The sequence below is a fragment of the Pseudodesulfovibrio profundus genome (genome assembly GCF_900217235.1).
Taxonomy (GTDB): domain Bacteria; phylum Desulfobacterota; class Desulfovibrionia; order Desulfovibrionales; family Desulfovibrionaceae; genus Pseudodesulfovibrio; species Pseudodesulfovibrio profundus.
This window is the reverse complement of record NZ_LT907975.1, coordinates 2520120-2536843: the sequence shown is the minus strand read 5'-3', so window position 1 is coordinate 2536843 and position 16724 is coordinate 2520120. Positions and strand designations below refer to the sequence as shown.

Here is a 16724-nt window from a genome sequence, read left to right as displayed (position 1 = left end):
AAAAAAGCGCCCGTCTGGAATCCGGACGGGCGCTTTTTTATGGGCAATGGAACGTCATCCCACTTGTCGTATTCACAAAGTCCCCGGCTCAACGATAAAGCCTGCTTTCCACTTCCTTCCCCGTATCCTGCCACCTCTTTGCTTTTCCTGCTGCTTCATGCATGATGCAGACATGGGACACCCCTCCAGTACAGAGCATTCAACCATACAGGCACTTCCGTTCTTCGGGGGTGTGGAGATGCTGCGCGCCCGGTATGTGACCCAACGCTTTTCCCGCCATTTCCATGAAGGGTATGCGGTTGGATACATCGAACAGGGGGCCATGCGCTTTCGGTACATGGGGGAATCAATGGTCGCGTCCAAGGGGCAGATCAATCTGGTCATCCCCGGCGAATCCCACGACGGGCACACGGCTGAGGAGAACGGCTGGACGTACCGTATGTTCTACCTGCCGCCCGAGGCTATCCTTGAGGCGGCCAGGGCAGTCAGCCCGAAAGCATCACTCCCCCATTTTCGGATGGGCGTGATCGAGGACCGGCAACTCGCCGACTGCATCTGCCAGACCCACACCCTGCTCGAACAAGACAACATCGCTTCCATCGAAAAGGAAACACGCCTTCTGTGGCTCCTGGCCCACTGGATATCCCGACACGCTGACCAGCGACCGCATTGGCACAATCCCGGCAATGAACACAAAGCAGTCAATCGAGCGCGGGATTTCATACAGTCCGAATATGGTCACGACACATCACTCACGGAGCTGGCCCAGCAGGTCGGCTTATCCCCCTTCCATCTGGTGCGGGTATTTCAAAAACAGATGGGAGTGACTCCGCACGACTACCTGACGCAGGTCCGTGCCGAGAGAGTCAGGGAACGACTCATGGGCAAGGATCGACTGGCCGACATCGCGGCTGATTGCGGATTCTCCGATCAGGCACACATGAGCCGATCGTTCAAGCGCCACACCGGCGTCACTCCGGGACGATACCGCAAGATTCTTCAAAACTCCTGACTCCGCTTGAGGCATGGTTGCGCCATGCCTACTTCACTTCTCCCATCCATCTATCTGGTGCTGGCCATGATCATCGTGGGCAGCTCGGTTGTCGCCGGAAAGGTCATGACGGTCGAACTGCCGGTTTTCCTCGCATCGCTCATGCGTTTTGCCATTGCCCTTATACTGCTGCTTCCCATTCTCTTCATCAAGGAAGGCGGTTTTCCTCGCCTCTCCCGACGATCATGGGGTATTCTCGCGGGCCAATCCCTTTGCGGCTCGTTTCTTTTCACTGTCTTCCTTTTATATGGACTGAAATACACCAGCTCTGCCGACGCCGGTATCATCACAGCCACTACCCCGGCCTGCATGGGGCTACTGGCATTGCTCATCCTGCGAGACCGCCCATCCTTCAAAAGCGGGGCTGGCATTCTTTATTCCGTGGCAGGAGTGATGGTCATCAACACCATCCAGACAGATGCCATACAGTCGTCCCTTGGCAGCCTCACCGGGAACCTTCTGGTGCTGGCCGCCGTCTTTTTCGAGGCACTCTTTCTTCTCATTCCAAAATCCATACGCGAACCGCTCTCACCACTGGCAACCTCCACGATCATCTCCCTGTTCGGCATGCTGTGGTTTCTGCCCATGGGAATCTGGGAGTTATGGCACATCGATCTCGCAACCATATCCATTATAGGATGGATGACCGTGGCCTACTACGGAGCGATCGTGACCGTACTGGCATACCTTTTCTGGTTTGCCGGCATACGTCAGGTCGCGGCTTCACGAGCCGGTGTATTCACGGCTGTGATGCCGGTGTCGGCTGTCCTGCTCTCCGCACTGGTACTCGATTCGCCCATCAGTTGGCAGCAATGGCTTGGATGTTCACTTGTGCTGGCAGGGATCGTATGTACCACCACTCCTTCCAGCAACAGGAAGCTCGCTCATATCGATAACATCGGGCAGCCAGAGCAGTAGTAGAGAAATCACATGCGACGCGGCAATGCATTAAAACCATTACCGCCTGCGCTCTCACTGAAGTCCATTCGGCCTTTTACCTGCAAAACCGGACATTTTTTCACCCCAAATGCCGACAAACCATTGACGTATGGCAGCTTTTGCCTGCGGTACAGGGGGGCAAAAATGACCACTCTAGACTTTATTTAGAACATCAACACATCAATTTTATTGAAAAATATTATTGTGGCACACATGATGCTTAAGAACCCGCAAATGGATTTGAAGATCGAACAAGGAGGGTTCTGATGTCTTTAGTTATTAACCACAACCTCATGGCGATGAATGCCCAGAGAAACCTGTCGGACCACTATGGCCGACTCGGCGTTTCCACCAGGCGTTTGTCTTCCGGTCTGCGTGTCGGCACGGCTGCCGATGACGCCGCCGGTCTGGCGATTCGCGAGCTCATGCGCTCGGAAATCAGCTCCCTGCATCAGGGTATCCGAAACGCATCGGACGCGATTTCGCTTATCCAGACTGCGGACGGCGCGTTGCAGGTTATCGATGAAAAGCTCATTCGCATGAAGGAACTTGCGATGCAGGCTTCCACCGGTACCTACAACTCCGACCAACGTCTGATCATTGACTCGGAGTACCAGGCGATGTCTTCGGAAATTAACCGAATCGCAGCCGCCACGGACTTCAACGGAATTTATCTCCTGAACGGCAACCTCTCGGGCGACCCGGCCAACGGTGACCACAACGGCCGCGGCATCACGTCCACCGGACCGCTGAAGATTCACTTCGGTACCGGTAACGACTGCTCCGAAGATTACTACTACGTTGCCATTCAGGGATCGTCCTCATCCGCATTCGGTCTCGGGCATCTGGCTGGTCTCAAGGGCTCCAGCTCCGATTCCTGGGAAACCAGAAACGCGGGCAAGGCGATCTCCACCCAGGCGCTGGCACAGGCCGCAATGGAGGCCATCAACGAGGCCATCATTTCCAAGGATAAGATTCGTGCGAATCTCGGTGCCATGCAGAACCGGCTGGAAAACACCATCACCAACCTGGAAATCCAGGCCGAGAACCTGCAAGCAGCTGAATCCCGCATTTCTGATGTCGACGTAGCACAGGAAATGACGGAATTCGTCCGCAACCAGATTCTCACCCAGGGCGCTGTCGCCATGCTGGCACAGGCCAACTCTCTGCCGCGTATGGCAATGCAGCTCATCGGCGGCTAGTCGTAGCGCCCACACGTCTACGGCAGAAGACGATCGGAATCCTGCCCGGCGGCTCAGGCCGTCGGGTTTGATTCCGGTCGTTTCCGATACACCTTGATAGGGAACACCACCATCCGACACTGGAATGGTAGGATCAGCTATTGATCGTTGAGGAATTCCAGCGCTTTATGAGCAGCATCCTGCTCCGCACGCTTGACACTGGTTCCGCGTCCGCGAAACACTTCGCCTGATGGCAGCGTTGCGTCCACATCAAAGAGCTTCTCATGCTCCGGTCCCGTGGTTCCGGCTAGCACGTAGTTAGGTCGTCCTTTGAACTGCTCCTGCGACACTTCCTGCAGGCGACTCTTGAAGTCCTTGTTCTCGGGGACTACCGCCCGTTTCGGCCATTTGTCCTCGAAAATGCCCAGCGTCACTTTTTTGGCCACCTCGAATCCCGCATCCAGAAAAACTGCCCCCAGCAACGCTTCAAAGGCGTCAGCCAGCAATGCGTCGCGTTCGCGGCCGCCCTGTTGTTCTTCGCCCTTGCCCAACAGCAAATAATGGTGCAGTTTCAACTCTCTTGCCAGGGCGGCAAGACTCTGTTCCTTCACCAGCTGAGAACGTATGCGGGTCAGGTGTCCCTCGGGCGCATCGGGGTATCGTTTATACCCTTCTTCTGATATGCACAGCTCCAGTACGGCATCGCCCAGGAACTCAAGACGCTCATTGTCGTCGCTGCCCTCCTGTTCGTTGGCGTAGGAACTATGTGTCAGTGCGGTGGCGAGGAGCTTGACTTGCCCAAACCTATGGTGGATACACTCTTGAAGGTTACCCGTATCCATTCAACCTCCGGTACTCTATGCAATCAAACACGAATTTTCACTCCCTGCTCTGTCCCGACTCCATCGCCGTTGTCGGCGCATCGAGAAAACCGGGAAAACTAGGACACCTTATCGTGTCCAATCTGATTCGCGCAGGGTACAAGGGGAAATTGTTTCCCGTCAATCCCGCAGGGGGCGAAATCCTCGATCTGCCTGTCATTTCTGCAATCAAGGATTTGCCGACGCCGCCGGATATGGCCATCATAGCACTCCCGCGGGACAAGGTCATCGGCGCCATGAAGGAACTGGCCAAGGCCGATGTTTCCGCCATCTGCGTCATCACTGCCGGATTCCGTGAAACCGGCCGCGACGGTTTCGAGCTGGAAATGGCCATGGCCGATCTCGCCCGTCGCAAGAACATCACCCTGCTCGGCCCCAACTCGCTGGGCCTGATCAACACCCATTGCAATCTCAATGCGACCATTGCCCAGTCGATCCCGCAAAAGGGGGCCATCGCATTTTTCTCGCAATCCGGCGCTTTGTGCTCGGCCATTCTCGACTGGGCCGACGGCGAACACATCGGATTCTCCAAATTTCTGAGCCTTGGCAACAAAGCCGGTCTTTCCGAGGCCGATGTCCTCGAAGCCCTCGGGGATGACCCGGAAACCAAGGTCATCATCGGCTACCTCGAATCCGTGGACGACGGCGAAAAATTCCTGCGGAAGGCACGCATGGTTACCGAAAAGAAACCGGTGATCATGATCAAGGCGGGCACGACCCAGTCCGGTGCACGGGCCACATCGAGCCACACCGGCTCCATGGCCGGATCAGTAGTGGCCTCCTCTGCCGCCCTGCGTCAGGCCGGAATCATTCAGGTACACGATCTTGAAGCGCTCTTTGATCTGGCAAGGTCATTTGCCGAGCAGCCGCTTCCCCAGGGACCGAATCTCACCGTTGTCACCAACTCGGGCGGACCGGGCATCCTTGCTGCCGACGCCTGCGAAGATGCCGGACTGCATCTGGCCCGTCCCTCCCAGAAGACACTGGAAAAACTCACGGAAGCGCTGCCTCCCTTTGCGGCCATATACAACCCCATCGACATCATTGGCGATGCCAAGGCAGATCGGTATCGGGCCACCCTCGAAGCCGTTGCCGTCGACGAATTTACCAACGCAATACTGGCCCTGCTCACACCCACGGCATCCGCAGAAATCGAAGCCACGGCTCAGGCGATCATCGACGTGGCCGAACACTGTGAAAAGCCCATCTTTGCCTGCTTCATGGGTGGCGAACGGATCGGTCCCGGTCGGGACATGCTCATCGCCGCAGGTATCCCCTGCTATGCGTACCCCGAACCCGCGGTCCGCGCCATTGAGGCCATGTACGCCCACTACCAGTGGCTCAACCGCCCGTATCCGGTAGAAGTCTGCTTCCGCCGCGACAAGGGCAAGGGGAAACAGGTCATCCGGAAGGCGCGCAAGGTCGGCCTCAAGGAACTGCCATTCTCCGATGCTATGGATATGGCCCTTGCCTACGAGTTACCCATCCCGGAAACGCGGTTGGTCCGAACCAGTGATCAGGCGGTACGAGCCGCCAAAAAACTGGGCTATCCCGTAGCGCTCAAGATCGTTTCTCCGCATATCGCCAACCGGGGCGACGTTGACGGTATCGCTTTGGACCTCCATACGCCGCGTGAAGTGCGCGACGCCTGGCTCGACATAACCACCCGCACCCAGCGCAAACGCCCGGATGCCTATCTCGCCGGTTGCCTGGTGCAGACCATGGGACCAATCAAGGCGCGTGAGGTGATCGTCCGATTCACACAGGACCCGCAGTTTGGGCCACTCATTTCCTTCTCGCTGGTCGGACCATCGGCCGAAGTGCTGGGAGATATCGCCTACCGGCTCGCTCCACTGACACTGCAGGACGCCCAGGACATCGTTCGGGAGATCAAATCGTTCCCGCTCCTGCGTGGGGCACGAGGCGAAGACCCGGTTTCTCTGGCGGCAATTGAAGATATTTTGTTGTCCATGTCGCAGATGGCGACGGACTTCCCGGAAATCCAGGAAGCGGAGTTGAATCCGATTCTGGTGGACACCGAAGGAGCGATGGTCACCGACCTTCGCTTGACCATCGGCTAATTTTTTCGCAATGTGACACAGATGGACAATACGCAGAAAAGTCCATCGCTTCATACTCAGGAGGACATCGGCATGGCAGGACTCTACATAGGATCGACTACCGGATATTCAGGCAAAAACATGATCGTCATGGGTCTTGGTCTTCGCTTGCAGAAGGAAGGCTTCAATGTCGGCTACATGAAACCGGTCGGTGCCATGCCCATGGAGATTGACGGCAAACTCGGAGATGAGGACGCCGCCTTTGTTCAGGATGTGCTCGGTCTTGAGGAAGACCCCGAACAGGTCACCCCGGTGGTTGTCACCCAGGACTTCAAGGTCAAGGCCTTCACCGGCAAGGTGGATGGCCTGCTGGACAAAATCGTTGACGGCTACAAGGCCATCTCCGAATCCAAGGATGTGACCTTGATCGCTGGTTCCGGCTCCATGTACTCCGGTAAGTACTGTGACACCGACGCTGTTTCGGTCATCAAGAAGCTGGGTGTGAAGACAGTCATCATCGACCGGTTCCAGAAAGAACTGAAGTACGATTACCTGATGATGATGAAAGAACATCTCGGCGACCTGCTGGCCGGTGTCATTCTCAATGACGTGCCGCCCCATTTCATGGACGAGGTCAAGCAACTGCTCGGCCCGGCTCTGGAATCCAAAGGCGTCAAGATTCTCGGCGTCATCCCCCACGATCCGCTCATGGGCGCCATCAAGGTAGGCGATCTGGCCGATCGTCTTGGCGGCAAGATCATTTCCGCTCACAACAAGTCCGAGCGCGTGGTCGAGTCGTTCCTGATCGGTACCATGCAGGTCGAGAACTTCATGACCCATTTCCGCAAGAAAAAGAATTCCGCCATCATCGTCGGCGGCGACCGCTCCGACGTCCAGTTGGTGGCCCTTGAAGGGGACTGCCCGTGCCTCGTGCTGACCGGCAATCTCTACCCCAACGATATTATCCTGACCCGCTCCGAGGTCCTTGAGACCCCAATCATCATGGTTCGCGAAGATACCTTTACCGTGGCAAAGAAGATGGACGACATCCTCTCCCGCCACAAGCTGCGTGATGCCATCAAGATCAAACAGGGTGCCGAACTGGTGGCCGATAACATCGACTTCCAGCACCTCAAGAAAGAGCTGGGCATCAAGTAACGCGACGCACTCACCATCGCCACGGGGTCATCACGACTCCGTGGCTTTTTTTTGCCTCAACCACACAGAGCACCCATGACCCATCTCCCGTTCTCCTGCCGCAGTCTTCTGTTTGCCGGGATTTGCCTCTGCCTCCTCCTGTCCGGATTCACAAACGACGCTTATGCCATGTCCGCAAAGACCACACGAAGCACCACGCTCGCCGGGGGTAGCGAAGAGTCGCCCTTTGCCGTGCGCCTCAACGCAGGCGTCCTGAACGGGAAAAGCCGCGAGTTGGTGTATGATGAAACCAATGGGGCGAAAGTCAGTGAACTGATCTGGACCATTGAGGATGTGCCGATCATCGGTCTTTCCGGCCGTGTCACCCTGCCCTACGACATGACGCTTTCCGTGGGCGGTTGGACCCAGGTTTCGACTCCCGGCGCGTCCATGGAGGACTATGACTGGGATTCTTCGATCCATCCTACGGACTGGGCCTATTTTTCCTATTCCCCGACCACGCTGGAACGCGGAGAAATGCTCGACGCCAACCTCGCCGTCCCACTATTCGGTATGGAGAATCTCAACCTGTCCGGCCTTATAGGTTTTCGGATGGACCACTGGAAATGGACGGATTTCGGCGGCTACTACATTTACTCTTCCAACCCGGGTTTCCGTGACCGGACCGGCACCTTTGCCGATGAAACCGGCATTATTTATGAGCAGTGGCTCTACGCCCCATATCTCGGGCTGCAATTTGAATATAATCTCGATCAGGTCACGTTCAGCGGGCGCGTGGCCGGTTCGCGCTGGGGCTGGGCCAAAGACAAGGATCAACATGAAGATCGTGGAATGGTCTTCCGGGACTACTTTTACAACATCACCTATCTCACCTATGGCGGGGAAGTGACCGTCCATCTGGACGATGCGTGGTCCCTGTCCATGAATGTGGACGCGCAACAGTATTATCGCACCAAAGGGGACACGAATATCGAAGGCACCCTCAATGTCAACCGCATCGACAATGGCGCGGGCATTGAGCATACCTCGTGGATGACCGGCCTCTCCCTCGAATACCGCTTCTAGTTTCGACCGCCGACGATCACGCCCACACCCACCAGCGCGCAGGCCGCAAGCTGCATGGGTGTCATGGCTTCTCCAAGAAACAGCCAGCCGGAAACCAGCGCAACGGGTGAAACCATATTGATGGCCACGGCAGCCCGTCCCGCAGGCATGAAGGTCATGGCCATGTTATACAATCCAAATGCGCCAAGGGTGACAAACAGGCCCAAATACAACACGGCGAGCCATGCCTCCACCGGGATATCGGCAACAGCAGGCAGCGGTTGCAAGAACATTCCGGGTAAAAAGAATATGGCACCGGCCACACACTGCATACCCGTAAGCCACCATGTGGAATAGCGCGTAGACAATCGCTTCATGACCACCATATAAACGGCAGCGGCTACCATGGCTCCCACTTCCAGCAGGTTGCCAAGTACCGGATTCGGCGCTGATTCATCGGGAGCACCGGACAGGGAAAGCCAGATCACACCGGCAATGGAGAGCGCAAGTCCCACTCCGTTTCGTACCGACAGCCGTTCCTTGAGGATGGCCCACGCTCCCACGATGACCAGCAGCGGCACGATGGAAGAAATCATCCCAGCCTGAGCCGAAGTGGTCAGGCTGATGGCGTATCCTTCCAGCAGAAAGTACAGGCAAGGCTGCATCAAACAGAGCAGCAACAGGATTTTCCAATCCCCTTTGCGATAGGCAGGACGCGGGATTTTCCTCATAAGGACAAACACCATCAGCGACGCCAACCCCATGCGCAGCCAGATCACCGCCATGGGTGCAAAGGCTGCCATGGCCGTCTTGGTCGCCATGAATGACGTTCCCCACAACAAAACCGCCCCGGCAAGGCAGCAATAAGCCACGACCTTATTTCCCAGCCGGGAAGCAATCCCCCTGACAGCGACAGTTGCCTCAGCACGCACAACGCACCCCCGCACCACAAAACAGCGCCCGTTGCCGGACGATATGAATATTCCGCATTACTTCTCCTGTGTTGAGGACTGGTTCTACCGATCGCTCATCGGAAAGTATGGTATGAAATTGCTGAATGGATCATTTTTCGATGCAATGATCCGACTGGTACTGTCTGGGTGTGGCCCCGGTGAATTGCTTGAAAACACGAGTGAAATGGCTCTGGTCGGTAAAACCGGAATCCAGCGCCGCCTGAATGATGGTGGCCCCTTCGGTCAGGAGCCGTTTACCCAGCTCCACCCGGACCTGATTGTGATAGGCATGGGGCGGCAGGCCGACCTCCTCCCGAAAGACACGCAACAAGTGGTATCGGCTCAGGTGAGCCACTTCCGAAAGAGTATCCAGGTTGACCTTTTGCTCAGGTCGCTGACAGAGATATTCTTTGACCCGAGCCACGGCTTCCTTTCCGGGAGCCGAGTCCGAAGCCGTACCCAGACTGGCATGGCGCAGCAACAAATCCCCAACCGCCTGAACAAGCAGCGTTTCCTTGTGCAGCCGTCCGGCCCCTTCAACGATAGACTGGTGTAAATCCTGCCAGCTTTGCAGCAAGGGAAAGTCGTCCACCACCGGCGATTCAAACACCGGACGACCGACTTCGCGACCAAACACCTCGCGCCCGACATTTTCCAGCCACACGCCATCCACATAGAACATGTGGTAGGCCATGCCGGAATCAAGGTCCGGGTTACAGGCATGGACAACATTCGGCCCGATCAGCACCATCTGTCCGGCGGTGGCTGTATGCGGTTTTCCTTCCAGCTCGAAAGACGTCATCCCACTCTCCAAGTAGCCGATGGAGTAGGTCGAATGCACATGCATGCGAAACGCCTCCTCACAATAGCGGGAGTATCTGACCTCCACGCCCGGAAGGTCCGGGTCGCGCCAGAACTGCACGGTGTTACCTGTTGTCTTGTTCGCCATAGGAAGAAGCTATCCTCGCCAGCACACTTTCGTCAACGCGTCTTCCCCGGTACTTGCCCACCACTCCCCGCTGTACTGCGAACCGGACATGTGCCATACTTGGCGCCTGAAAAAACCATTACAAAACAGGTGACTGCCATGAAACCTCGACTCATAGTACACGGCGGAGCATGGGATATTCCCGACAAGTTCGTCGACGATCACGTAAACGGCGTGCATACGGCCATCAGCGAAATTTATCCGAAGATGGAAGCCGGACTTTCGGCCCTGGACGCTGTGGAGCAGGCAGTCAACATCCTTGAGCTCGACCCGACATTCGATGCCGGGAGAGGGGCGTTTCTCAATGCCAGGGGTGATATTGAGCTGGATGCCCTGATCATGGATGGCGCGGCCCTTGATTTCGGCGCGGTCTGCGCCGTGCCGGATCTGATGCATCCGGTTACCCTTGCCCGTCACGTCATGGGGGCCAAGGATTTTCGGATTCTCGCCGGTCAGGGCGCCCTTGAGTACGCCCGGCAGTGCGGCATGGAAACCGTGGACCCGCGGGAACTGCTCACGGAGCGTGAGTTGGCTTTCTACGAAAAGATCAAGAACGACGAGTCCTTCACGCCCATCAATGCGTTCAGCGGTCCGACGCCCAGTGATACGGTCGGCGCGGTGGCTCTGGACATGAATGGCGACCTCGCCTGCGCCACTTCCACGGGCGGCACGCCTCGCAAGCATCCCGGTCGTATCGGCGACTCCCCTGTCATCGGCTCCGGCGGATATGCCGACAATGAGTTGGGTGCCGCCTCTTCAACCGGCTATGGGGAATCACTCCTTCGGGTCATGCTGTGCAAGACCGCCTGCGATTTTCTGCCCCATCACTCCGCCATGGAATCGGCTGCTCGGTCCATGGACGTTCTTCTCAAGCGAGGAAAGGGGTACGGCGGCGTGATCATGCTCTCTCCGCAGGGCGAATACGGGTTCGCCCACAACACGCCGCGCATGGCCTTTGCCTATGCCGACGACGATGGGCAGGTTCAAAGTCGAATCCACAGTCGTTAGATCACGATGGTCTATAGAGAATGATGAAAAAGGGTCGGTTTGGCGATCCTTTTCTGATATGCTCCACCCATGAGCACTGTTCCCGACACCACCGATCTGACGCGTCGCCCCATCCCCGAAGTGATTAAACAGGTCGCCGTACCTGCATCCATCGGCTTCTTTTTCCATACCATGTTCAACGTGGTGGACACCATGTGGGCTGGCCGCATTGATACCGAAGCCGTAGCCGCGCTTTCCCTGTCACTTCCCGTTTATTTCATCATCACGTCGCTTTCCAGCGGCATCGGGACCGGTGCCACGGCGCTCATGGGCGCGGCCCTCGGCGCCAAGCGGAAAAACGAGGCCGCACTGGTGGCCGTTCAGATGCTTGGCTTCGGTGTGATCGTATCCGCTTTTCTTGCATGGTTCGGTCTCACCTTCTCACCGGCCATCTTCAGTTGGCTGGGGGCCGAAGGCGAGTATCTCGCCACCTGTCTCGCGTACATGAATCCCATTTTCGCCTGTAACATCGTGACCGTCTTTCTCTATCTCTTCAACGCCATCCTGCAGGCCCAGGGCGATACAAAGAGCTTCCGCAACGTCCTCATATTCACGGCGCTGCTCAATGTCGTGCTCGATCCATGGTTCATATACGGCGGCTTCGGTCTCCCTGCCATGGGGCTTGCCGGTGTAGCCTGGGCAACAGTCATCCTTCAGGGACTCGGAGCCTGCTATCTGCTTTTCAAGGCTCGCAAAACCGGTCTGCTGGTGACCGACAAGGGAGGTAACTTCATCCCCCGCCCAAAGATTTACGGCGAAATAGCGCATCAGGGATTCCCTGCATCGCTCAACTACATGACTATCGCCCTGGGATTTTTCGTCATATTCCGATTCGTCTCAAAGTTCGGCCCGGAAGCCTCTGCCGCATACGGAGTCGCCACACGTATCGACCAGATTGTGTTACTGCCCACCATTGGTCTCAACGTCGCGTCGCTGACCATCACCGCTCAGAACTACGGTGCCGAAAAAATCGCACGTATCAGGGAGAATGTTCGCAAGTGTCTCATTTACGGAGCCACCATTCTAATCCCCCTTTCCATCCCCCTCTTCCTTTTTGCCGAGCCACTCATGGCGCTGTTTACCGACGATCCCGCCGTCATCGCCATCGGTGCCGAGTATCTGCGCATCGATGCCTTCACTTTGTACGGCTATGTGGTCATCTTCGTGTCCACTTCCGCCCTGCAAGGGATGAAGCGCCCGATGTTTGCCATCTGGATCGGCTTGTTGCGGCAGGTCATAGCGCCCTGGATTTTATTCACGCTGTTCATCAAGGTAATGGGGTACGGGACGATTTCACTTTGGCTCAGCATTGCCGCCATCGTCTGGACCTCCGCTATCATCGCCTTTTTCTTTGCAAGGCGGACGCTCCACAAGGTGCAATGGGAATTGGAGAACGAAGGCGAATTGTCAAAGCCCGCCTCCGATGAGGCAGCGCCATTGGGAGCCGATATTCGAAAGTAGAGTCGGCGGCGAGTTGCCTCGGCCGTAAGAATAGGGAGAGGAAGCCGCCTTCGGCGGATTGGTCGGGTGATTTCGTCTCCGGCGGGCAAGGACTACCGCCCTTGCATCCCCAGTCTGGCTCCTTACGGAGCCAAGTATTATATACCTAGATTCTATTTTGTCCCCTTAGAACTACCCTCGCCGAAGGCGCAATGGGATTCCAAAGGGGATCGCCCTTTGGCCACCGGAGGCGAAGTCTTGCGACATATCGCCGCAAAGCGGCATTCCTATCCTGCCTTTCACTCTTCACACCACTCCATTAACTGCCCACAAAAAAAGGACCGCCCACTTGGACGGTCCTTGTTCATTCAATCAGACGATGATGCTAAATTACATCCCACGTCGCACCTTGCGGGGTATCCTTCACGATGACCTGCATGGCGGCCAACTCGTCACGAATGGAATCGGATTTTTCAAAATCCTTATCCTTGCGAGCGGCCTGACGGGCTTCGATCAACGCTTCCACCTTGGCCGGATCAATATCGGCACGGGCAGCACGATTGTCGCGAAGCTCGGTCAAGAACTCGGCTGGGTCACGCTCGAAGATACCGAGCACGTTGCCCCACTGCTTCATGTCCTCCTTGATGCGGGTGAAAAGATCACGACCGCCTTCGGATCTGCGCAGATTCTTGTCCTCGGCAATACGACCGGCCAGACGGATGGCGGAGAAAACATGACCGAGCGCACCGGCTGTGTTCATGTCATCTTCCATGGCCTCGGTGAAATGCTGCTCAATGGCATCCAGTTCAGCGACAAGCTCTTCGGGGAACGGCGACTTCTTCCACTTGGACTTGGACAACTCAACGTCGATCTGAGCCAAGGCGGAGTAGACACGCTTGATGCCTTTCTCGGCTTCTTCCAGGGCTTCGAAGGAGAAGTCCAGGGGGGAGCGATAGTGCATGGTCAGCAGAAAATACCGCAGGGTTTCAGGCAGAAACTTGGCGAGGATATCGCGAATGGTGAAGAAGTTGCCCAGCGATTTGGACATCTTCTCGGAGTTGATCTGCACGAACCCGTTGTGAACCCAGTAGTTGGCGAACGGCTTGCCGGTGGCCGCTTCGGACTGGGCAATCTCGTTCTCGTGATGGGGGAAGGAAAGATCCTGCCCACCACCGTGGATATCGAGAGGGAGAGGAGCATACTTTTCGCTCATTGCGGAGCATTCCAGATGCCAGCCAGGACGGCCCTGTCCCCAAGGGGATTCCCAGGACGGCTCACCCGGCTTGGCGCCTTTCCACAGGGCGAAATCGAGCGGATCCTGCTTTTCCTCGCCCGGCTTGATGCGAGCCCCGGACTCCAATTCATCGATATTGCGCCCGGAAAGTTTGCCGTAGTTCTCGAAGGAGCGGACCTTGAAATAGACATCGCCGGAGGAGGTGGCATAGGCATGTCCCTTCTCGATGAGATGCTCGGTCAATGCGATCATCTCTGGGATATGTTCGGTGCACTTGGGTTCAACGTCAGCGCGCTTCACAGCGAGCTTGTCCATATCGACATAGAACTCGCCGATGAACTTCTCGGCAATGGCACCGGCTTCCTCGCCCACTTCGTTGGCGCGCTTGATGATCTTGTCATCGATGTCGGTGAAGTTGCGGATGAAAGTGACGTCGTATCCCTTGTGCTTGAGATACCGATACAACACGTCGAAGACCACGCTGGAGCGAGCGTGGCCGATGTGACACAGGTCGTAAGCGGTAATACCGCACACATACATGTTGACCTTGTTGTCATTGATCGGGACGAACTCTTCCTTCTGCCTCTTGAGAGTGTTGTAGAGTCTCATTACTATGCTCCGTTGATAATTATTTGATTTACTTAATTATTGATTCTTTTCGACGATTCTTGACTCGACAGAGAGATTCAGCAAATGCAGGTTCTCATACAAGTCCCTGCCCATGAAGAAATACAAATACGGCACAGGCTCCTGCGGGGCTGCCCTGACAATCAGCATTTCGGGCTGCTCCACAAATCGCTTCAACTCAAGGAATGCCTTTTCCGGGATCGGCTTGTTTGCCTTTCCGGCCTGCTCGGCCAGCATGTCCAGCTCGGCAATCAACTGCTGCTGGGCAACTTCGGGGGTGGCCCCGAGAGCGGCTGCCCCATTTTCAAACAGGGTATCCATAAGTTGCCGGTTCCGCAGTCGGAACTCTGCATCCTTGATGCGCAGTCCGACGAGATTTTCCACACGAAACTGGTCAAGGTCAAGCTGTGTCATTGTTCCGGACACTTCAACTTTGCCCAATCTGGCTTCATCAAAAGCCAAAGTGGCAAGATTCAAGGACTTGGTAGCCGAATCATACCGATAATCCAGGGTCAGATCACCGATCAGTTCTTTCATTTCAGGAGTCGCGGGCAAACCCAACACCGATGGAGTGACAGTCAGCCCGTTGGCCTGTGCTCGAATGAAATGGGGGATGGAATGCCGCTCGTCAAAAGCGTACACGATGACTTCATCTGCGGTATATTGCTTGCCGCTCGCCAGCGTGGCCTTGACGTCGGTCAGTGTGACGGTGCGATCAAACAGATCAAACCACAGGTCGGCATAGGTTACATCCAACCCTTCGGTGGAATCAACGGCCGCATTGAACCCTTTTTCCACCTCATGATTCGCAAACCAAACCAGCCCGCCGTAGCAGACGATGATGAAGAGCACGAATGAAAAAACGAATTTGCCGAGGCGTCCCATTGTCTACAGCTCCCTCAATGCGGTCACGGTTGCCACGGCCTTGATGCCTTTCTTGGCACCGGTAAAACCGAGCTTCTCTTCCGTGGTCGCCTTGAAGTTGACCTGATGCGACTGAAGGCCAAGCAATCGGCACAGATTCTTGGCAATCTGCTTGGCATGAGGGGCGAGGCGCGGCACCTGAGTGATGACCGTCAGGTCGGCGTGGACAATACGCGCTCCGGCCTTTTGGGCCATGAGCAAGGTTTCCTTGAGCAGGACAGAGCTGTCTGCACCGGCAAAAGCCGGATCATTGTCAGGAAAATGCGTACCAATGTCGCCACCGCCAAATGTACCGAGCACAGCATCGGCAAGGGCGTGCAGCAGGACATCGCCGTCCGAATGGGCCACGATGGTCAACGGTCCCGCTATAGGGACTCCGCCGAGAACCAGGGGACGATCCCCTTCGCCGCCGAATTTGTGCACATCGTATCCCCATCCCACGCATGGGACGGTGACCTTGGCCTCTTCCAGCCGTTGCAGGTCTTCGGGATTGGTAATTTTGACGTTGGCCTGTTCACCGGGAACAACGGTGACCGAAGCGATACGCTCGACCATGGAGGCATCGTCGGTGACTTCCCACCCTTCGGCAGTGGCACGCTCGTGGGCTTCCATGAGCAGCGGCACTTCAAAAGCCTGAGGGGTCTGCACTCCGCGCAGTTGTGAACGATCAGGGGTTTCGACGACGACATCGCCTTCCACGCGCTTGATGGTGTCGGTCACGGCAACAGCCGGGATGACACCGCGAGCACCGTCATTCAGTGCATCCAGCAGCGAGGTGATCAGGGTTGCCGAAACAAAAGGACGGGCAGAATCATGGACAAGCACCGCCTGGCAATCACGCGGCAGTTCCTTGAGGCCACAGTGAACGGAATCCTGACGGCGAGCACCACCGGCACAGATTTTCCAGCGAACCCCAAGCTCTTCACCCTTGAAAAAGAGGCGAAGACGCTTTTCCATCTGCTTGACGTCTTCTTCGGGGAAGACAAAGACCAACCCTTTGACGCCGGCCACACGGGAAAACGTGCGGGCCGAATGCCAAAACAACGGCGCGCCCTTGTATTCGAGATATTGTTTGCGGACGCCCCCCGACGCATCGGTCAGGCGAGAGCCGGACCCGGCGGCGAGGATGACACCCCAAGTATTGTTCAACGGTCGATCCATGTACGCTCCACGGCTTTGAAACACTGGTCGCCGGGG

14 protein-coding genes are annotated in these 16724 nt (G+C 56.4%); 8 read left to right on the top strand and 6 right to left on the bottom strand.

Translation table 11 applies throughout. The features are described 5' to 3' along the window. The first annotated feature begins 157 nt into the window (after positions 1-157). From DPRO_RS11920 to DPRO_RS11910, 3 genes are all read left to right on the top strand, one after another. Complete coding sequence (locus DPRO_RS11920) at positions 158-1012, top strand: AraC family transcriptional regulator (RefSeq protein WP_173806786.1); 855 nt, start codon at positions 158-160, stop codon at positions 1010-1012. Positions 1013-1036: 24 nt separating this feature from the next. Continuing rightward, positions 1037-1969, top strand: coding sequence for a DMT family transporter (locus DPRO_RS11915; RefSeq protein ID WP_097012239.1), 933 nt, complete (start codon positions 1037-1039; stop codon positions 1967-1969). A gap of 287 nt (positions 1970-2256) precedes the next feature. Beyond that, on the top strand, positions 2257-3192 hold the full coding sequence (locus DPRO_RS11910) for a flagellin N-terminal helical domain-containing protein (RefSeq protein ID WP_097012238.1): 936 nt from the start codon (positions 2257-2259) through the stop codon (positions 3190-3192). Positions 3193-3329: 137 nt separating this feature from the next. Here DPRO_RS11910 and rnc read toward each other — a convergent pair whose 3' ends face one another. Then, complete coding sequence (rnc, locus tag DPRO_RS11905; RefSeq protein ID WP_097012237.1) at positions 3330-4013, bottom strand: ribonuclease III; 684 nt, start codon at positions 4011-4013, stop codon at positions 3330-3332. Positions 4014-4030: 17 nt separating this feature from the next. Here rnc and DPRO_RS11900 point away from each other — a divergent pair, with 17 nt between their 5' ends. From DPRO_RS11900 to DPRO_RS11890, 3 genes are all read left to right on the top strand, one after another. Next, positions 4031-6133 (top strand): acetate--CoA ligase family protein, encoded by a 2103-nt coding sequence (locus DPRO_RS11900; RefSeq protein ID WP_097012236.1) that lies wholly within the window; start codon positions 4031-4033, stop codon positions 6131-6133. A gap of 72 nt (positions 6134-6205) precedes the next feature. After that, positions 6206-7270 (top strand): phosphotransacetylase family protein, encoded by a 1065-nt coding sequence (locus DPRO_RS11895; protein WP_097012235.1) that lies wholly within the window; start codon positions 6206-6208, stop codon positions 7268-7270. Positions 7271-7438: 168 nt separating this feature from the next. Beyond that, positions 7439-8335: an omptin family outer membrane protease gene (locus DPRO_RS11890; RefSeq protein ID WP_157917462.1), complete on the top strand. Its 897-nt coding sequence runs from the start codon at positions 7439-7441 to the stop codon at positions 8333-8335. On the opposite strand, the gene DPRO_RS11885 is transcribed toward DPRO_RS11890, so the two are convergent. Then, positions 8332-9246: a DMT family transporter gene (locus DPRO_RS11885; protein WP_157917461.1), complete on the bottom strand. Its 915-nt coding sequence runs from the start codon at positions 9244-9246 to the stop codon at positions 8332-8334. The genes DPRO_RS11890 and DPRO_RS11885 overlap by 4 nt on opposite strands. 130 nt (positions 9247-9376) lie before the next feature. Then, positions 9377-10216 carry an AraC family transcriptional regulator gene (locus DPRO_RS11880; protein WP_097012232.1) on the bottom strand — a complete coding sequence of 280 codons (840 nt, stop codon included), beginning with the start codon at positions 10214-10216 and terminating at the stop codon, positions 9377-9379. Positions 10217-10354: 138 nt separating this feature from the next. On the opposite strand from DPRO_RS11880, the gene DPRO_RS11875 reads away from it, so the two are divergent. Together DPRO_RS11875 and DPRO_RS11870 are read left to right on the top strand one after the other, a co-directional pair. Continuing rightward, positions 10355-11263, top strand: coding sequence for an isoaspartyl peptidase/L-asparaginase (locus DPRO_RS11875; protein ID WP_097012231.1), 909 nt, complete (start codon positions 10355-10357; stop codon positions 11261-11263). A 69-nt stretch (positions 11264-11332) separates the two neighbouring features. Continuing rightward, positions 11333-12763: an MATE family efflux transporter gene (locus DPRO_RS11870; RefSeq protein ID WP_097012230.1), complete on the top strand. Its 1431-nt coding sequence runs from the start codon at positions 11333-11335 to the stop codon at positions 12761-12763. 364 nt (positions 12764-13127) lie between these two features. Here DPRO_RS11870 and cysS read toward each other — a convergent pair whose 3' ends face one another. The 3 genes from cysS to ispD are packed head-to-tail and all read right to left on the bottom strand — an operon-like array spanning position 13128 to position 16688. Next, entirely contained in the window at positions 13128-14585 is a 1458-nt protein-coding gene (cysS, locus tag DPRO_RS11865; RefSeq protein ID WP_097012229.1) for a cysteine--tRNA ligase, read from the bottom strand. A gap of 36 nt (positions 14586-14621) precedes the next feature. Further along, positions 14622-15488: a hypothetical protein gene (locus DPRO_RS11860; RefSeq protein ID WP_097012228.1), complete on the bottom strand. Its 867-nt coding sequence runs from the start codon at positions 15486-15488 to the stop codon at positions 14622-14624. Between the two features lie 3 nt (positions 15489-15491). Then, positions 15492-16688 (bottom strand): 2-C-methyl-D-erythritol 4-phosphate cytidylyltransferase, encoded by a 1197-nt coding sequence (gene ispD / locus DPRO_RS11855; RefSeq protein ID WP_097012227.1) that lies wholly within the window; start codon positions 16686-16688, stop codon positions 15492-15494. Between the last annotated feature and the right edge of the window lie 36 nt (positions 16689-16724).

What these genes read in the sequence shown, in the direction of transcription:
- DPRO_RS11920 (WP_173806786.1), top strand. Translation starts at nt 158, where the DNA reads ATGCATGATGCAGACATGGGACACCCCTCCAGTACAGAGCATTCAACC.
- DPRO_RS11915 (WP_097012239.1), top strand. Translation starts at nt 1,037, where the DNA reads ATGCCTACTTCACTTCTCCCATCCATCTATCTGGTGCTGGCCATGATC.
- DPRO_RS11910 (WP_097012238.1), top strand. Translation starts at nt 2,257, where the DNA reads ATGTCTTTAGTTATTAACCACAACCTCATGGCGATGAATGCCCAGAGA.
- rnc (WP_097012237.1), bottom strand. Translation starts at nt 4,013, where the DNA reads ATGGATACGGGTAACCTTCAAGAGTGTATCCACCATAGGTTTGGGCAA.
- DPRO_RS11900 (WP_097012236.1), top strand. Translation starts at nt 4,031, where the DNA reads ATGCAATCAAACACGAATTTTCACTCCCTGCTCTGTCCCGACTCCATC.
- DPRO_RS11895 (WP_097012235.1), top strand. Translation starts at nt 6,206, where the DNA reads ATGGCAGGACTCTACATAGGATCGACTACCGGATATTCAGGCAAAAAC.
- DPRO_RS11890 (WP_157917462.1), top strand. Translation starts at nt 7,439, where the DNA reads ATGTCCGCAAAGACCACACGAAGCACCACGCTCGCCGGGGGTAGCGAA.
- DPRO_RS11880 (WP_097012232.1), bottom strand. Translation starts at nt 10,216, where the DNA reads ATGGCGAACAAGACAACAGGTAACACCGTGCAGTTCTGGCGCGACCCG.
- DPRO_RS11875 (WP_097012231.1), top strand. Translation starts at nt 10,355, where the DNA reads ATGAAACCTCGACTCATAGTACACGGCGGAGCATGGGATATTCCCGAC.
- DPRO_RS11870 (WP_097012230.1), top strand. Translation starts at nt 11,333, where the DNA reads ATGAGCACTGTTCCCGACACCACCGATCTGACGCGTCGCCCCATCCCC.
- cysS (WP_097012229.1), bottom strand. Translation starts at nt 14,585, where the DNA reads ATGAGACTCTACAACACTCTCAAGAGGCAGAAGGAAGAGTTCGTCCCG.
- DPRO_RS11860 (WP_097012228.1), bottom strand. Translation starts at nt 15,488, where the DNA reads ATGGGACGCCTCGGCAAATTCGTTTTTTCATTCGTGCTCTTCATCATC.
- ispD (WP_097012227.1), bottom strand. Translation starts at nt 16,688, where the DNA reads ATGGATCGACCGTTGAACAATACTTGGGGTGTCATCCTCGCCGCCGGG.